The following is a 15,665-nucleotide window of genomic DNA, read 5'->3' as shown; positions in this document are numbered from 1 at the left end:
CGTGACCGACCAGGCGTACAACCCGAACAACACCTGCTACCGGCACCCCGACCGGCAGAGCTTCGTGCTGTGCCAGCGGTGCGGGCGGACGATCTGCCCGGAGTGCCAGACGCCGGCGGCGGTCGGGGTGCACTGCCCGGAGTGCGTGCGTGAACAGCGCGCACAGTTCGCGGCGAACCGTCGGGCGTCCGGAGGCCCGAGCGGCCTGACGGTCGCCCGACGGCGCTTCGCGATGCTCGACCAGAAGGGCACCGTCGTCCTCGTGGCGATCTCGGTGCTCGTCTGGCTGTTCGACGAGCTCAGTCGCGGTGCCTTGACGAACCTGCTCGCCTACAACTCGCTGCTGCTGCCGGTGCAGCCGTGGCGGGCGGTGACGGTGCTGTTCGTGCACTCGGGCTTCCTCCACATCCTGTTCAACATGTGGGCGCTGTGGATCTTCGGTCGGATCCTCGAGAACATGCTCGGTACCTGGCGGTTCGTCGCGCTGTACTTCATCACCGGGGTCTTCGGCACGATGCTCGTCACGTTCCTGGCCCCCGGCACGTGGGTCGTGGGTGCCTCCGGTGCGATCTTCGGCCTGTTCGCGGCGTTCTTCGTCCTGCAGCGCAGTCTCGGGCAGAACGCCGTCCAGCTCCTCGTGATCATGGGGCTGAACCTGCTGATCGGGTTCATCCCGGGCACGAACATCTCGTGGCAGGCGCACGTCGGCGGCATCATCGGCGGCTTCCTCGTCGGGTTCGTCTTCGCGCAGACCCGGAACATCCGCCAGCGACCACTGCAGATCGCACTGCTCGTTGCTGCGGCCGTCGTGGCGGTCGCCCTGACCGTCATGGGGTACGCCGTCACGGTCGGCTGACCGGCCACCGAGCCGCACACCTCGAGCTCCTCGAACGCCCCGTCGCTCCGCGCGACGGGGCGTTCGTCGTCCACGGGCGTCCGTCGGTGCCGCAGCGCGCTCCGGGCGCCCTCTGCGTCGCCGGCACCGCGGACAGCGGTGACGCACCGCAAGAGAGCGGCTGCGGCGCCTGTCGTTCCCGCCGCGGTCGGCGGCGTGCAGAGTCGTCAGCGGTACGTCGGACTCACTTTCCACACGTCCCAGCAAAGTTATCCACAACTGGGGACAACCCGGTGAGTTACACCGGTGTGATTATCCCCACTGTGGAATCAGGTGTGGATAACTCCCGGACTCGGGTGTGGAGGGAGCTGTGGAGAGTGTGCACAACTGTGGACAGATGGGGACAACCAGCCGTTCGGCACGGAACCTGGCGGACGAGCGTTCGTGAAGCTGTGGAGAATGACGACGCCCGCCGCACCTTGCGGTGCGACGGGCGTCGGAGGTGTGGTGCTTCGGTGTCAGCGCCACCGAGTGGTCATGAGGAAGCCGATGAACATGATGCCGAAGCCGATGAGGATGTTCCACGAGCCGAGGCTCGGGACGGGCAGCATCGCGTTCGAGATGTAGAAGACGATGACCCAGATGAGCCCGAGGAGCATGAAGCCGAACATGACCGGCTTGAACCACACCGGGTTGGGGGCGTCCCCCGCGGTATCGACCGAGTCGGCTCGGGTCCTCCGGGCGGGCTTGGTGCGGTCCTTGTCCTTGGCCATGGCCGGTATCCTACCGTGACGGCGTCCGTGGTCCATCCGCGGACGGACCACACATTCCCCCACGAGTACGGTGATCGACCATGACCAGGATCCTCGTCGTCGACAACTACGACAGCTTCGTCTACACGCTGAACGGGTACGTCCAGCAACTCGGTGCAGAGACCGACGTGGTGCGGAACGACGCGTTCCCGGAGTCCGAGATCGCCGACCGCCTCGCCGAGTACGACGGTGTCCTGCTCTCCCCGGGTCCGGGCACGCCGGCGGAGGCCGGGGTGTCCATCGCGACGGTCCACGCCGCGATCGAGGCCGAGACGCCGCTGCTCGGTGTCTGCCTCGGCCACCAGGCCATCGCGGAGGCGCTCGGCGCCACGGTCACGCATGCCGAGGAACTCATGCACGGCAAGACGTCGCAGGTCGACCACGACGACAGCGTGCTGTTCGCCGGGGTCCCGCACCCCTTCACCGCCACGCGCTACCACTCGCTGGCGATCGTGGACGGCACCGTGCCGGAGGAGCTCACCGTCACGGCCCGCACCGGCGGCGGCGTCATCATGGGCGTCCAGCACCGGGACCACCCGGTCTACGGCGTGCAGTTCCACCCGGAGTCGGTCCTCACCGAGGGTGGTTACCGCATGGTCGGCAACTGGCTCGAGACGGCCGGCCTCGACGGTGCCGTCGAGCGGGCGGACGGACTCGGTCCGCTGATCGCCGCACACCGCGGCTGACGAGCCGACGGGGACGGCCTCGGCCTGCGTCAGGCTCGGCGGCCGCTCCGCGTCAACGTCGGGAACCGGTCCGGCGGGTTCCGGTCGGGAGGCCCGCCCTGCGTCCGACGAGCGGACACCGTCCCACGGGTGGTCGGGTCAGTCCTCGTCGCCGCCACGGTCGCCAGGACCGTTGTTGTTGTTCCCCTGCCCGTTCCCCTGGCCGCGGTCGTTGCCCGACCCGCCGTCCGAGGTGGGCGCCTGCGCCGGCTCGTCCGGTGCCGCGCAGTAGGTCAGGGTCACGGAGCTACCCTGCGGCACATCGCCCGCCGGGGTGTCCTGCTGGGTGACCAGGTTGCCCGCGCACGAGGTGTCCGGCGCCGGGTTCACCGTCAGCCCGAGCTGCTGCAGCTCGCTCTGGGCGTCGGGGAACGGCTTCTGCCGGACGTCGGTCAACTGGACCTTGCCGTTCGACACCGTCAGGTCGATCACGAGGCCCTTGCTGTGCAGCGTGCCGGACCCGGGGTCGGCGCTGAGGACCGTGCCCGCGGGCGAGTCCTTCGAGTAGTCGGTGGTGATGGCTCCGACGCGGAACCCGGCCGCCGTCAGCGCCTGCTCGGCGTCGGCCTGTGACTGGCCGTCGACGGACGGCACGGCGATCCGCTCCGGCCCGATCGAGATGACGACGTTGACGTTGGTGCGCCGCCCGACGTTGACACCGGAACCGGGATCGGTCCTGATGACGCGGCCCTTGTCGACGTCGTCGGAGTTCTCCTCGACGCGGACGGCGGTGAGCTCCTTCTTCGCGAGTGCGGCCTTCGCTCCGTCGAACGTCTGGCCGGCCACGCTCGGCACGCTCACCGATGAGGAGACGGGCGGCTTGCCGGGCTGCAGGTTGGCGACGAAGAAGACGACCGCAACGATGACCGCGACGGTGAGCAGGATGCCGACCCAGATCCACGCGACCGGCGGGCGGTTCTGCGTGCGCTGGGGCCGGTGCTCCGCCGTGTCGTCGTCGAGCTCGCGGAAGGCGGACGCGGCGTTGGTCGTCGTCCGGGGGTCAACGCCGAACAGCATCGTGGACGCGTCGTTCGCCGCGTTCTGCTGCAGCTTCTTCGTCGAGGTCGGGATCCGACCGGCGGCGGCCTGCTGCAGGTCGGTGCGGAACTCGGCGGCGTTCTGGAACCGGCGCGTCCGGTCCTTCACGAGCGCGTGCAGGGTCACGGCGTCGAGCGCGGGCGAGACCTCGGGCGAGATGGTCGACGGTGCGACGGGCTGCTCGCTGACGTGCTGGTAGGCGACTGCCACCGGGGTGTCGCCCTGGAACGGCGCACGCCCGGTCAGCAGCTCGAACAGGACCACGCCTGTCGAGTACAGGTCGGTGCGGGCGTCGACGGTCTCGCCGCGGGCCTGCTCGGGCGAGAAGTACGACGCCGTCCCGAGGATCGAGGTGGTCTGCGCGACGGTGGCCGAGGTGTCGGTGATGGCCCGGGCGATGCCGAAGTCCATGACCTTGACCTGGCCGCTGTGCGTGACCATGACGTTGGCGGGCTTGATGTCCCGGTGCACGACGCCGGCGCGGTGGGAGTACTCGAGCGCGGTGAGGATGCCCTCGGTGATGCGCACGGCCTCGGCCGGCGCGACCGCACCCTCGGCGATGATGTCGGAGACCGGACGGCCCTCGACGTACTCCATGACGATGAAGGGGACCTGCACCTCGGCGCCGGAGGACTCGCGCACGGTCTCCTCGCCGGCGTCGTACACGCGGACGACGGTGGGGTGTGCCATGCGCGCGGCCGCCTGGGCCTCCTGCCGGAAGCGGGTGCGGAACGCCGGGTCGTTCGCCAGGCTCGGCTTCAACAGCTTCACCGCGACCTTGCGCCCGAGGCGGGTGTCGTTGCCCAGGTGCACCGTGGCCATGCCGCCACGACCGATGACGTCACCGATCTCGTAGCGGTTGGCGAGGAGCGTGATCCCCGCGGTCACACCTTCTGGCACGTACTCCTCCGTCTGTCGGTCCGAGCCAGTGTACGGCAGCCGAACCTGGTCGAACGCTGGCCACCGAGGGGTCGGCCGAACCGTTACCGAACAGTGTCAACAGCCCCGAACGGGGGTCGCTCAGTTGCCGTCCATCGGGCCGCCCTGGCTCGGGTTGGTGCCCTCCTCGGGGTCCGTCGGTGCCGGCTCCTCGGTCGCCTGGGTCCACTCGACCTGGGCTCCCGGCGACGACTCCGAGACCACGGTGGTGCTCGACTGCGGCGACTTGCAGGTCACCTTGTATGACAGGGTCACCGTGCCGGGCTGGGCAGCGGCGACCGTCACGGCCGTGCCCGACGTCGTGCCGGAGCTGCTGCCGGTCGACGGGACCGTGCCGTTGTCGATCGTGTACGTGTAGGTCACGTCGGTGTACCCGGCGGGGCACTTGTCGTACGAGGGCCAGCTGAAGGTCGTGCGGCCGGAGGCGCTGACGTCGCCGCCGCTCGCCCGCTCGGGCGTCTCGGCGGTCAGTACCTCGCCGAAGGCCTTGATGGTGACCGTCGTGCCGGGTTCGAGGCTGCCCTCCGGACCGAGCGATTCGACGGTGCCGACCTGGTCGGACGAGGTGGCGTTCGAACCGTCGACCACGTCGGCCTGCAGGCCCTTGGCGCGCAGCTGGTTCGCGACGTCCTGGGCGTTCTGGCCGGTGTAGTCGGCGGCGTTCACCGTGATCCGGGTGTCGACGGGCGTCTGGGACGGGGTCTCCGACGGCGTGGGCGTCGGCTTGGGCGGACGGGACGCCGCCGACGACCGGGTGGGCTCCGGCTCCGGTTCCGAGCTCGTCACGGCGTAGGCGATGCCGCCGGCGATGGCGAGCAGGACCACGATGCCGACGAGCCACCAGATCCAGGCGCGCCTCTTCTTCGGTTCCTCGGGGTCGTCGGTGACGGGCGATCGAGGGGTCCCTGGGCCGCCGACCATCGCACCCGCCTGGGTGCCGATGAGCGCGGTCGCGGCGTCGTTCCCCTGGGCGGGCGGCGGGTTGAACGCCACCGTGCCGTCCTGGGCGATCGCCGGCACGGCCACCGTGGCGGCCGCGACGTCACCGCGGCGGAGCGCCTGCGCGGCACGGGCGAGGTTCGCCGCGGTCGCGGGGCGGTCCGCGGGCTTCTTCGCGATGCACGACAGCACGAGGGCGGAGACGGGCGCCGGGATGTCGCCGGGCAGTGCCGGCGGCTGCTCGTTGATGTGCGCCATCGCGATCGCGACCTGCGACTCGCCCGTGAAGGGACGACGGCCGGCCAGCGCCTCGTACGCGACGATGCCGAGCGAGTAGATGTCCGTCGAGGGCGAGGCGGGGTGGCCGCTCGCCTGCTCGGGCGACAGGTACTGCACGGTGCCCATGACCTGACCGGTCGCGGTGAGCGGGACCTGGTCGGCGATGCGGGCGATGCCGAAGTCGGTGATCTTGACGCGGCCGTCCGGCGTGATGAGCAGGTTGCCGGGCTTGATGTCACGGTGGACGAGCCCGACGGCGTGGGCGGCCTGCAGGGCGTTCGCGGTCTGCGCCACGATGTCGAGCACCTTGTCGACCGGCAGCGTGTGCTCGCGCTCGATCATGGTCGAGAGCGCTTCGCCGGGGACGAGCTCCATCACCAGGTAGGCGCTGCCGTCCTCCTCGCCGTAGTCGAAGACGTTGGCGATGCCCTCGTGGTTGACGAGGGCGGCGTGCCGGGCCTCGGCGCGGAAGCGCTCGAGGAACCCTGGGTCACCGAGGTACTCGTCCTTGAGGATCTTGAGTGCGACGGTCCGGCCGATGACGAGGTCGGTCGCCTGCCACACCTCTCCCATGCCGCCGATGGCGACCCGGGACGAGAGCTGGTACCGCCCACCGAAGGTGAGTCCGCTGGTGGGTCTCATTTGTTCAGCACCGCCTCCATGACTTTCTTCGCGACCGGGGCCGCGACCGTGTTGCCGACTCCGGACTGCCCGAGCCCGCCACCGTTCCCGACGACGACCGCGACGGCCACCTCGGGGTCCTTGGCGGGCGCGAACCCCGTGAACCAGAGTGTGTAGGGGGCACCCGTGCCACCTTCGGCCGTGCCCGTCTTCCCTGCGACGTCGACACCGTCGATCTTCGCATTGGTCCCGGTCCCGCCGCTGACGACGCTCTGCATCGCCTCGGTCAGGTCGGCCGACTCGGAGGACGACAGCGGATCACTGTACTGCCTCGGCGAGAAGGACTCGACCGTCTTCAGGTCGCTCGTGGTGATCGAGTCCACCAGGGACGGCTGCATCACCGTGCCGCCGTTCGCGATGCCGGCCGAGACCATGGCCATCTGCAGCGGCGAGACGCGGACGCTCGCCTGGCCGAAGGCGCTGAGCATGAGGGTCGCGGTCGAGTCGACATCCGGGTACTGGCTGGCCGTCGCACGCATCGGGACCTCGATGGCGTCGCCGAAGCCGTACTCGTCGGCCATGCTCTTGATGGCGTCGTACCCGAGCTTCTGGCCGAGCTCGGCGAACGGGATGTTGCACGAGTACTGGATGGCGGTCCGCAGCTTCACCTTGTCGCCGCCGCCGCAGGTGCCGCCCTCGGCGTTGTTGATGTACGTGCTCGTGCCGGGCAGCTGCAGCCGCGACGGGTTCGGGAACTCGGAGTCGAGGTCGTACTTGCCGTCCTTGAGCGCGGCCGACGCGACGACGAGCTTGAAGACCGATCCGGGCGTGTACAGGTCGCCGCCGATGGCGCGGTTCTGCAGCGGCGCGGTCTCGGCGCCGAGCAGGGCGTCGTACTGCTCCTTGACCTTCGCGGTGTCGTGCGAGGTGAGCGCGTTGGGGTCGTACGCCGGCTTCGACACCATGGCGAGGATCTTGCCGGTCTTCGGCTGGATCGCGACCACGGCACCGGTGTTGTCACCGAGCGCGTCGTAGGCGGCCTGCTGCACGTCGGGGTCGATGGTCAGGTTGACGTTGTCGCCCTGGACGTCCTGGCCGGTGAGGATCGAGTTGAGGTTCTGGAAGAACGAGGCGTCCGAGTTGCCGGAGAGCACGGTGTTCTCGGCGCTCTCGATGCCGGTGTTGCCCTGGCCGATCGTGAAGTAACCGGTGACGGCCGAGTACAGGGCACCGTTCGTGTACTTGCGCTGGTACTGGTACTGGTCGTCCACCGGGGTCGACTCGGCGATCGGGCTGCCGTCGACGAGGATCGCCCCGCGCTTCGTCGAGTAACTGGCCAGGATGGTTCGGGAGTTGCGGGAGTCGGCGCGGAGCTGCTCGGCCGAGAAGAACTGGATGGACGTCGTCGACACGAAGAGCGCGACGAACATGAGCACGATGACGGTCGAGACACCGCGGAGCTGCCGGTTCATCGACGACGCTCCTTCCTGGTCCGCCCGCTCGCGGCGGGGATCGCGCCCTGCTGGACGCGTTGTTCGGCTGGGATGGAATCGGTCAGGCGCAGCAGCATCGCCGCGATGATCCAGTTCGCGATGAGGGAGGAACCACCCGCGGCCATGAACGGCGTGGTCAGACCCGTCACCGGGATGATCCGGGTGATGCCGCCGACGACGACGAACACCTGCAGGGCGATGATGAAGCCGAAGCCGACGCCGAGCAGCTTGCCGAAGTCGTCCTGGGCCATGAAGCCGACGCGGATGCCGCGCGAGGCGAGCACGATGAAGAGCGCGAGGATCGCGAAGACACCGATCAACCCGAGTTCCTCGCCGAGCGAGGCGACGATGTAGTCGGCGTTGGCGACCGGCGTGATGTATGGCCGGCCCTGCCCGAGCCCGGTGCCGGTGATCCCGCCGTTCGCGAAGCCGAACAGGCCCTGCACGAGCTGGTAGCTGCCCTGCGTCTGCCGGGCGAAGATCTCCTGGTTGAACGGGTCGAGCCACTGCTCGAACCGGCCGTGCACGTACTCGAGGACGCTCTGCGCGACGAGGGCGCCGCCGATGAACAGCGTCAGGCCGATGAGCACCCAGCTCAGTCGGGCCGTGGCGACGTAGATCATGACGAGGAACAGGCCGAAGTACAGCAGCGCGGTGCCGAGGTCGCGCTGGAACACCAGCACGGCCATCGCGGCGCCCCACATCACCAGGATCGGACCGAGGTCGCGGGCACGGGGGAACGTCATGCCGGCGAACTTCTTGCCGACGATCGACAGCGAGTCGCGTGCGGTGACGAGGTAGCCGGCGAAGAACAGCGCCATGGTGATCTTCGCGAGCTCACCGGGCTGGAACGAGAACGGGCCGATCCTGATCCAGACCCGGGCGCCACCGATGTTCGTCCCGATGCCGGGCAGCATCGGCAGGAGCAGCAGGACGATCGTCAGCGCCATGAAGATGTAGCGGTACCGCTGCAGGAACCGGTGGTTCCGGACGAGGAGCAGGGTGGCGATCGCGAGGACCATCGCGAGCATCGTCCAGACGATCTGCTTGACGCCGATGGCGTCCCAGCCGGACAGGCCGTTGTGGACGTCGATGCGGTAGATCTCGGCGATCCCGATGCCGTTGAGCACGAGGGCGATCGGCAGGATGAACGGGTCGGCGTTCTTCGCCACGACCCGCAGCACGACGTGCATCACGAGGCCGAGTCCGAGGATCCCCGCACCGACCCAGAGCACGGACGTGTCGAACAGCTCGCCCTTGGTGCCGAGCTGCACGAGCACCATCGCACCGGCGCAGATGCCGCACGCGATGACCAGGAGCACGAGCTCGAGGTTGCGGGCGCGTGCCGGTTCGCGGAGCTTGATCGTGATCGCCTGCGTGAAGGACTGCGCGGTCGCGGCGCTCATCGCGGGCTCCGGGTCGAGGTCGGCCGCGGGGTCCGGGTCGACGTCGGCGACGACGTGGGGGTGGGCGACGCCGTCTCGTTCCCGTCACCACCGGTGCCGGCCTGGTCCTGGCCGGTCTCGGCTGCCTTCCGCAGGCGGTCGACGATGTCGCGGGCGTCGGTGAGCGACTGGGCGTTGATCGTGGAGCGGACGTTCTCGCGGGTGTAGTCGGGCAGCGACGACACCGTGATGTCGGTGTCCTCGTAGACGTCGGACAACGCGATCGGGCCGATCGACTGCTGGACGCCCTTGTAGATGGCGACCGTCCCGCGGTCGGTGCCGACGTAGTAGTGGTCCTGCGTGATCCGCCACCCGACGAAGACCGCGCCGACCAGGACGGCGACGGCGAGCACGAGGGCGATGGTCCACGAGACCCGACGACGGATGCGCCGCCGGCGGTCCTCCGCGATGAGCTCGGCGAAGAACTGGTCGGACTCCGGCTCGAAGTGCGAGTCCTCGGGGGCCGTGGTGACCTTGAGCGGGTGCAGCAGGATCGTGGGGAGGCGGATCGGCTTGCGGCCGGTCGACGCCTCGAAGGTCAGCGGTGCGGCGGCCGAGCCGACGGTGGTCGCGGCGTCGTCCTCGTCGTCGACGTCCTCGGCGGTGACGTCCATCACGACGACGGTGACGTTGTCCGGTGCGCCGTGGTCGAGCGTCTCCTTGACGAGGCGCTGCGTCACCTGGTTGGCGTCCATCGTCGAGGCGAGCGCGTGACGGATGCGCTCCTCGGCGAGGTAGGACGAGAGCCCGTCCGAGCAGAGCAGCCAGCGGTCGCCCGGCTGGATGTCCATGATCGCCGTGTCGACCTCGGGCGCGGCGTCGACGTCGCCGAGCACGCGCATGAGGACGGAGCGGCGGGGGTGCACGGCGGCTTCCTCCGGCGTGATGCGGCCGCTGTCGACGAGCCGCTGCACGAAGGTGTGGTCCGAGGTGATCTGCTGCAGGTCGCCGTCGCGGAGCCGGTAGATGCGGGAGTCACCGATGTGCGCGATCGCGATCTGGTCGCCGACCCGGATCATCGCGGAGACGGTGGTGCCCATCCCGGTGAGCTCCTGGTGCTCGAACACCGTCTCGGTGATGAGCTGGTTGGCCGCGATGAGGGCCGACTGCAGGGCGAACTCGGCGTCGTGCGCCGAGGGGAACTCGCGGTCGACCTCACGGATGCGCCGGATGGCGATGGCCGAGGCGACGTCGCCACCGGCGTGCCCGCCCATGCCGTCGGCGACCGCGAACAGGTGGGCGCCGGCGTAGCCGGAGTCCTGGTTGTTCGCGCGGATGCGCCCGACGTGGGACACAGCGGCGCTCAGCGTCCGAGCGGTCATGCCGGGTTACCGCCGCAGCTCGAACGTCGTCGTCCCGATCGTGATCGGCGTGCGCTCCGGCACGACGACGGGAGCGCTCACCTGCTGACCGTTGACCAAGGTGCCGTTCGTGGACTCGAGGTCCGTCAGGAGCCAGCCGTCGGCCCGGAGGTCGAGGCGGGCGTGGTTGGTGGACGTGTAGTCGTCGCGGATGACGACGTTCGACTCGCTGGAGCGGCCGATGGTGATCGGTCCGCCGCCGAGCGGCATCTCCATGCCCTCGCGGGCGCCCTCGGTGATGACGAGCCGGGTCGCGGCCGGCGCGGACGACTGCTGCGCGGTGCCGGGCTGGCCGATCAGGTCGGTGAACGCACCGCTGGAGACGGGGCCGGGAGCGGCCGCGGCGGGGATGGTGGGGGTGGTCGGCCCCGACGGGGCGGCCTTGGGATCGGTGGGGATCGTGCGCACGCGCTGACCGAAGAGGTCGCTGCGGAGCGCGAAGACGATCACGAAGACGAACAGCCAGAGCACCGCGAGGAACGCGAAGCGCAGGACGAGCAGGGTCAGCCCTGTTGTCATCGACTACCTCCGTCGTTCTCGGGGATCACCCGGAACACCATACGGGTACGACCGATCTCGATGGTGGAGTCCGGCTCCACGATCGCCTGCTGGAAGTGCTGCCCGTTCAGCTTCGAGCCGTTCGTCGAGCCGAGGTCGGTGGCCTGCGCGTGCTTGCCGTCCCAGAGCACCTCGACGTGCTTCCGGCTCGTCCCGGTGTCGGCGATCGTGATGTCGGCGTCGCTGCCGCGGCCGATCACCGTGCGGCCGCGCTGCAGCCGGTGCCGCTGTGAGCCGATGTCGAGCACGGCGATCCAGGCGACGTCGCGCTGCACGGTCGTGGAGTCGATCTGCAGGATGCCGGTCGACAGGGTGCCGTCCTGCTGCAGCCGGATCGTGACGGGGCCGGAGAACGAGTAGTTCTGGGCGACGGCGTGCTGGTGGGCGAGTTGCGTGAGCTCGTCGACGAGCGGCTGGCCGACGTCGTGCATCCGGGTGAAGTCCGGCGGGGCGAGGCGGACCGTGAACTCGTTCGGCACGAGGATCCGCTCGCGGGAGACCACCGCGGCCTTGGTGTCGAGCTCGCGACGGAGTGCGCTGGAGATCTCGACGGGTTGCACACCGGAGCGGAAGGTCTTCGCGAAGGCGCCGTTGACGGCACGCTCCAACCCCCGCTCGAAGTTGTCCAACAGGCCCATGCGTCTCCAGTGTCTCGGTCGTCTGACCACTGCATGGTAGTGGTTGGCGTCGGGCACCGTCTGTGCGTGATAGTGTTTCGGGGCTGGCGCGAGTGGCGGAATTGGTAGACGCGCACGGTTCAGGTCCGTGTGCTGGAAACGGCGTGGGGGTTCAAGTCCCCCCTCGCGCACCAGGCAGAACGGAGAAGGCCCCCGGAGGAATCCGGGGGCCTTCTCCGTTCCCGGCCGACTCGCGTCGAGGACGCGACCCGTTCCGGACGGGAGGCCCGTGGCGGCGCCGCGCCGTGCCTCCCGTCCGCCGTGTGGCTGGTCTCGACCGCCCGCTCGCCGCCCGACCGGACGGCCTGCTGAACGGCGGTCGTGCGGGTCCGCGTAGCGTGCGCCGCATGAGCGACACGACACCGGACGGTTCGAGCGACCCCACCGACGCACAGCAGCAGTACACCGAGGACCTGCCGGACGGGTCGCCGACGGGCGACGCGACCAAGGACCCCGCGCAGGACAGCGACACGGACTCCGGCGGCGAGCCCGCCGACCCGCAGTAGCGCTGCCCCGCAGTAGCGGCGACCACCCGACGGACAGGAGGCGCGGTGCCCGACGGCACCGCGCCTCCTGTCCCGTTCCGTGGACCGTGTGCGGTCAGGAGTTGTCGATCACGCGGACGTAGTCGACCTTCATCTGCTGCGGGAACTGCGTCGACCCGTCCGGGTAGCCGGGCCAGTTGCCGCCCACCGCCAGGTTCAGCACGATGAAGAACGGCTTGTCGAACACCCACGGGTTGCCGCGGGTGTCGGCCGGGGTCACCGTCTTGTACGCCACGCCGTCGACGGACCAGGTGATCGACCCCGGCTTCCAGTCGACCGCGAAGGTGTGGAAGGTGTCTGCGAACGACCAGCCCTGGGGGTGCTGGTACGACGACGTGAGCCCGGCGCCGCCGGAGTACCCGGGGCCGTGGACGGTGCCGTGCACCGTCGCGGGCTCGTACCCGACGTTCTCCATCACGTCGACCTCGCCCGAGTTCGGCCAGCCCACCTGGGGCAGGTCGGCGCCGAGCATCCAGAACGCGGGCCAGATGCCCTGCCCGCGTGGGATCTGGATGCGGGCCTCGACCCGGCCGTACTGCGGCGTGTACTTGCCCTGCGTGGTGAGGCGGGCACTCGTGTACGAGCCGTCCGACTCGCGCTTCGCCGTGATGACGAGGTTGCCCTGGCCGTCGAGCGCCGAGTTGTCGCGCGAGTCGGTGTAGTTCTCGAGCTCGTTGTTGCCCCACCCGCCGGCGCCGGTCTCGTTCGTCCACGCCGACCGGTCCGGGGCGCTGCCCGCCGGGCCGTCGAAGTCCTGGGACCACACGACGTCGCCTGCGGCCGCGCTCGCCGGCGACGCCGCCTGCAGAGCCGGGGTGACGCCGAGTGCGAGGGCCGCCGCGCCGGCGACCGTGAGTGCGACCAGACGTCGCGTCCTGCTGCTGGTGTTCGTCATCGTCCCTCCCGGGATCAGTTGTACGAGGCGAGTCGGTTCGGAGCGGTGTTGCCCGCGGGGGTCGGCACGGCACCGCCGACGCCGTTCACGACGCTCGAGATGGTCCCGGTGTCGCCGAGGGAGACCGTGACGAGCCCGTGCGCCTTCACGCCGGCCGTCTGCGGGAACTCGAACGCCCGGTCGGCGTGCACCGACGGGTTCGTGTTGAAGAAGCAGTAGACGCCGCCGCCCCAGACCTCGTGGTTCGTGACGTCCGACGCGACCTTGTACGCCGCGTAGCCGGCACCGGTCGGGCTCTGCCACGAGGCGTTGTCCGGCACGTCGTACGGCATCTCGTTCTGGAAGAAGATCGTCCGGCCGTTGTTGCCGTTCCACTGCACTTCGTACTTCTGGTAGTGCTCGACGAAGAGGCCGGTGGCCAGGACGTCGTTGCCGTTCACCTCGACACCGGTCGCGCCGGTGTTCACCGTCCAGCCCGTGGCCGCACCGCCGTGGTCGGCGCGCCAGGCCCAGATGTGGTCGACGAGGGTGTCGTCGGCGTTGACCTGCAGCGTCGTGGTGGCCTTGCCCTGGATGCTCGAGCCGACGCGGAAGAACACGTCCTGGATGCTCTGCGGGTCGGCGGCGTGGTCGACGTGCGAGCCGCTCGTGCCGAGCCGGACGAGCTGGGCGCTGTTCTGCGTGCCGGCGTCGACGACGAGGTTCGAGACGTTCACCCCGGCGACGTCCGTCGAGGTCAGGACCGCGTTGCCCTTCGTCGGCACGAGGGTCGGGAAGCCGATGCCGGTGACGACGGTGTCGGCACGGGTGACGGCGATGGGGGCGTCGAGCTGGTAGGTGCCCGGGGTGAAGAACAGGTTGAGTCCCTGCGACAGCGCGCTGTTGATGGTCGCCGCCGAGTCACCCGGATGGGCGACGTAGAAGTTCCGCATCGGGATGTCGGTGCCGCCGGTGTTCGGCCACGTGACGCCGGACGAGTTCTGCCGGAGGGACGGGACGAACACGTGGTACTTGTTCGACGAGTCGACGTACAGGTACGGCTTCTCACGCGTGGTCGGCGTGGTGGCCAGCGTCGTGTAGCTCTTCGAGAAGTCGTTCGCGGGGGCGCCCTGCACACCCGAGAACGTCATGTTCCAGTTGCCGCCCTGCCACGAGCCGATCGTCGAGTTGCGGGTGTACCACTGCTGCTGCGACCCGGAGGTCACCGTGCCGTCGACCTTCGAGTCGGCGATGTAGCCGCCGGACGAGTAGCCCTGGCCGCCGTCCTGGTTCGACGGCCCCATCGTCAGGTTGCCCTTGACGTGCACGCGGCGCATCGGCGCGGCCTGCGACACCGCCCAGCGGTCCGTGCCGCCCTCCGGCACGATCGCCAGGTTCTCCACCGAGCGCCAGAAGTTCTGCGTCGCGTTCTTCTCGTCGCCGGCGTTCCAGCCGGAGTCGACGTTGACGGCGCCGTTGATCGTGACGTCGTCGGGGTTCTTCCCGAGCCCCACCACCGAGGTGTAGAAGCCGAGGTTCGCCCAGACGCGCCCGTAGGAGCCGGGCTTGAACAGGAAGGCGTGCCGCTGCTGCCCGAACTGTGCGCTCGGGTTGCGGAGTTGGGCGTTGAACGCGGCGTCGACGTCGGCCTGGATGGTCGACGCCGGTACCGATGGATCGTAGATCGTGACGCTGCTCCCGAAGTCCGGGGTGTCGCTCGTGGTCACCGCCTGGGCCGGGCCCGCGGGGGCCACGACCCCGACGATCCCGACGCTCACGGCCATCGCGAGGAGCGTGCTCATCCGTCGTTGCATGATGCTCGATTCGTCCGCGTACGGCTCCGTTGCCGCACGCAACAGACGGTAGACCTGTCCGTCGGTTCAGGCAGTCGGCGCATCGGTGGACCAGTCCGTCCCCCGGACGGGGGTTCGGCCTGGAGGTGGTCCAGGCCGCAGGGGACGACGCTGGCGTCATGGCCGATCCCATCGTCACGCCGCTCGGCTTCTCGCACGTGCGGCTCACCGTCACCGACGTCCACCGGAGCAAGGCGTTCTACGAGCAGCTGTTCGGCATGCCGCCGGGGAGCGACTTCAGCGACCAGGCCGACGACCCCACCGTGCGCGACGACCCCTGGCGGACGTACGGGGGCTGTTCCTTCACCTTCGGCGGGCAGACGCTCGGGCTGCGGCCGGTGGCGCCGGCGGGGGACCGCTTCGACCCGGACCGGGTGGGGCTCGACCACGTGTCGTTCCGGGTCGCCTCGGTCGACGACCTGCACGCAGCCGTCGCCCGGCTCGACGCCGCCGGCATCGAGCACGGCGAGGTCACCGACCTGCCCCCGTTCGGCCTGGTGGTCCTGTCCGTGCAGGACCCGGACGACGTCAACCTGGAGTTCGCCGCGCCCCGACCGTGACGGCCCGGCGCCCGGCGCCCGGCGCGTGCGGCCCGTGGTGTCCGCTTGCCGCACGCCGGACCGGGATCCTGCGGGTCGTCCTGGACGTCGCGGCGTTGGCTGTCCGACGGC

Annotated in this window: 14 protein-coding genes and 1 tRNA gene; 5 read left to right on the top strand and 10 right to left on the bottom strand. The window is 69.8% G+C overall.

Translation table 11 applies throughout. The annotated features are described in order from the left end of the window. Position 1: 1 nt before the first annotated feature. A complete protein-coding gene (locus BIU94_RS10070) occupies positions 2 to 856 on the top strand; it encodes a rhomboid family intramembrane serine protease (RefSeq protein ID WP_071258600.1) in 855 nt (284 codons plus the stop codon). A gap of 497 nt (positions 857 to 1,353) precedes the next feature. On the opposite strand, the gene BIU94_RS10065 is transcribed toward BIU94_RS10070, so the two are convergent. Then, complete coding sequence (locus BIU94_RS10065) at positions 1,354 to 1,608, bottom strand: cell division protein CrgA (protein WP_071258594.1); 255 nt, start codon at positions 1,606 to 1,608, stop codon at positions 1,354 to 1,356. Positions 1,609 to 1,688: 80 nt separating this feature from the next. Here BIU94_RS10065 and BIU94_RS10060 point away from each other — a divergent pair, with 80 nt between their 5' ends. Then, positions 1,689 to 2,333 carry an aminodeoxychorismate/anthranilate synthase component II gene (locus BIU94_RS10060; RefSeq protein ID WP_071258591.1) on the top strand — a complete coding sequence of 215 codons (645 nt, stop codon included), beginning with the start codon at positions 1,689 to 1,691 and terminating at the stop codon, positions 2,331 to 2,333. Between the two features lie 138 nt (positions 2,334 to 2,471). Here BIU94_RS10060 and pknB read toward each other — a convergent pair whose 3' ends face one another. The 7 genes from pknB to BIU94_RS10025 form a co-directional block, all read right to left on the bottom strand. Then, a complete protein-coding gene (pknB, locus tag BIU94_RS10055; protein WP_302846883.1) occupies positions 2,472 to 4,310 on the bottom strand; it encodes a Stk1 family PASTA domain-containing Ser/Thr kinase in 1,839 nt (612 codons plus the stop codon). 120 nt (positions 4,311 to 4,430) lie between these two features. Next, a complete protein-coding gene (locus tag BIU94_RS10050; protein WP_071258582.1) occupies positions 4,431 to 6,209 on the bottom strand; it encodes a protein kinase in 1,779 nt (592 codons plus the stop codon). Further along, positions 6,206 to 7,660, bottom strand: coding sequence for a penicillin-binding protein 2 (locus BIU94_RS10045; protein ID WP_071258555.1), 1,455 nt, complete (start codon positions 7,658 to 7,660; stop codon positions 6,206 to 6,208). The genes BIU94_RS10050 and BIU94_RS10045 overlap by 4 nt, the downstream gene beginning before the upstream one ends. Further along, a complete protein-coding gene (locus tag BIU94_RS10040) occupies positions 7,657 to 9,087 on the bottom strand; it encodes an FtsW/RodA/SpoVE family cell cycle protein (protein WP_071258552.1) in 1,431 nt (476 codons plus the stop codon). The genes BIU94_RS10045 and BIU94_RS10040 overlap by 4 nt, the downstream gene beginning before the upstream one ends. Beyond that, positions 9,084 to 10,448: a Stp1/IreP family PP2C-type Ser/Thr phosphatase gene (locus BIU94_RS10035; RefSeq protein WP_071258551.1), complete on the bottom strand. Its 1,365-nt coding sequence runs from the start codon at positions 10,446 to 10,448 to the stop codon at positions 9,084 to 9,086. Before BIU94_RS10035 ends, BIU94_RS10040 begins: the two co-directional genes overlap by 4 nt. 6 nt (positions 10,449 to 10,454) lie before the next feature. Next, complete coding sequence (locus BIU94_RS10030; protein ID WP_071258550.1) at positions 10,455 to 11,006, bottom strand: FHA domain-containing protein; 552 nt, start codon at positions 11,004 to 11,006, stop codon at positions 10,455 to 10,457. Next, complete coding sequence (locus tag BIU94_RS10025; RefSeq protein ID WP_071258547.1) at positions 11,003 to 11,683, bottom strand: DUF3662 and FHA domain-containing protein; 681 nt, start codon at positions 11,681 to 11,683, stop codon at positions 11,003 to 11,005. Before BIU94_RS10025 ends, BIU94_RS10030 begins: the two co-directional genes overlap by 4 nt. Positions 11,684 to 11,769: 86 nt before the next feature. Here BIU94_RS10025 and BIU94_RS10020 point away from each other — a divergent pair. Together BIU94_RS10020 and BIU94_RS17835 are read left to right on the top strand one after the other, a co-directional pair. Further along, positions 11,770 to 11,856 (top strand) — tRNA-Leu (locus BIU94_RS10020). A gap of 213 nt (positions 11,857 to 12,069) precedes the next feature. Beyond that, a complete protein-coding gene (locus BIU94_RS17835) occupies positions 12,070 to 12,228 on the top strand; it encodes a hypothetical protein (RefSeq protein WP_175472081.1) in 159 nt (52 codons plus the stop codon). Positions 12,229 to 12,322: 94 nt separating this feature from the next. On the opposite strand, the gene BIU94_RS10010 is transcribed toward BIU94_RS17835, so the two are convergent. Both BIU94_RS10010 and BIU94_RS10005 read right to left on the bottom strand, forming a co-directional pair. After that, positions 12,323 to 13,162 carry a family 16 glycosylhydrolase gene (locus tag BIU94_RS10010; protein WP_071258534.1) on the bottom strand — a complete coding sequence of 280 codons (840 nt, stop codon included), beginning with the start codon at positions 13,160 to 13,162 and terminating at the stop codon, positions 12,323 to 12,325. 14 nt (positions 13,163 to 13,176) lie between these two features. After that, a complete protein-coding gene (locus BIU94_RS10005; protein WP_071258531.1) occupies positions 13,177 to 14,943 on the bottom strand; it encodes a hypothetical protein in 1,767 nt (588 codons plus the stop codon). A 170-nt stretch (positions 14,944 to 15,113) separates the two neighbouring features. Between BIU94_RS10005 and BIU94_RS10000 the strand changes: the two genes are divergently transcribed. Next, positions 15,114 to 15,554 carry a VOC family protein gene (locus BIU94_RS10000; protein WP_071258528.1) on the top strand — a complete coding sequence of 147 codons (441 nt, stop codon included), beginning with the start codon at positions 15,114 to 15,116 and terminating at the stop codon, positions 15,552 to 15,554. The last annotated feature ends 111 nt before the right edge of the window (positions 15,555 to 15,665 follow it).

This window comes from Curtobacterium sp. MMLR14_006 (genome assembly GCF_001864985.1).
Classification (GTDB): Bacteria; Actinomycetota; Actinomycetes; order Actinomycetales; family Microbacteriaceae; genus Curtobacterium.
This window is presented reverse-complemented; position numbering and strand designations above follow the sequence as displayed.

Coding starts and splice junctions, on each gene's coding strand:
- BIU94_RS10050 (WP_071258582.1), bottom strand. CDS start 6,209: ATGAGACCCACCAGCGGACTCACCTTCGGTGGGCGGTACCAGCTCTCG.
- BIU94_RS10060 (WP_071258591.1), top strand. CDS start 1,689: ATGACCAGGATCCTCGTCGTCGACAACTACGACAGCTTCGTCTACACG.
- BIU94_RS10045 (WP_071258555.1), bottom strand. CDS start 7,660: ATGAACCGGCAGCTCCGCGGTGTCTCGACCGTCATCGTGCTCATGTTC.
- BIU94_RS10010 (WP_071258534.1), bottom strand. CDS start 13,162: ATGACGAACACCAGCAGCAGGACGCGACGTCTGGTCGCACTCACGGTC.
- BIU94_RS10000 (WP_071258528.1), top strand. CDS start 15,114: ATGGCCGATCCCATCGTCACGCCGCTCGGCTTCTCGCACGTGCGGCTC.
- BIU94_RS10065 (WP_071258594.1), bottom strand. CDS start 1,608: ATGGCCAAGGACAAGGACCGCACCAAGCCCGCCCGGAGGACCCGAGCC.
- BIU94_RS10040 (WP_071258552.1), bottom strand. CDS start 9,087: ATGAGCGCCGCGACCGCGCAGTCCTTCACGCAGGCGATCACGATCAAG.
- BIU94_RS10030 (WP_071258550.1), bottom strand. CDS start 11,006: ATGACAACAGGGCTGACCCTGCTCGTCCTGCGCTTCGCGTTCCTCGCG.
- BIU94_RS10035 (WP_071258551.1), bottom strand. CDS start 10,448: ATGACCGCTCGGACGCTGAGCGCCGCTGTGTCCCACGTCGGGCGCATC.
- BIU94_RS10005 (WP_071258531.1), bottom strand. CDS start 14,943: ATGAGCACGCTCCTCGCGATGGCCGTGAGCGTCGGGATCGTCGGGGTC.
- BIU94_RS17835 (WP_175472081.1), top strand. CDS start 12,070: ATGAGCGACACGACACCGGACGGTTCGAGCGACCCCACCGACGCACAG.
- BIU94_RS10025 (WP_071258547.1), bottom strand. CDS start 11,683: ATGGGCCTGTTGGACAACTTCGAGCGGGGGTTGGAGCGTGCCGTCAAC.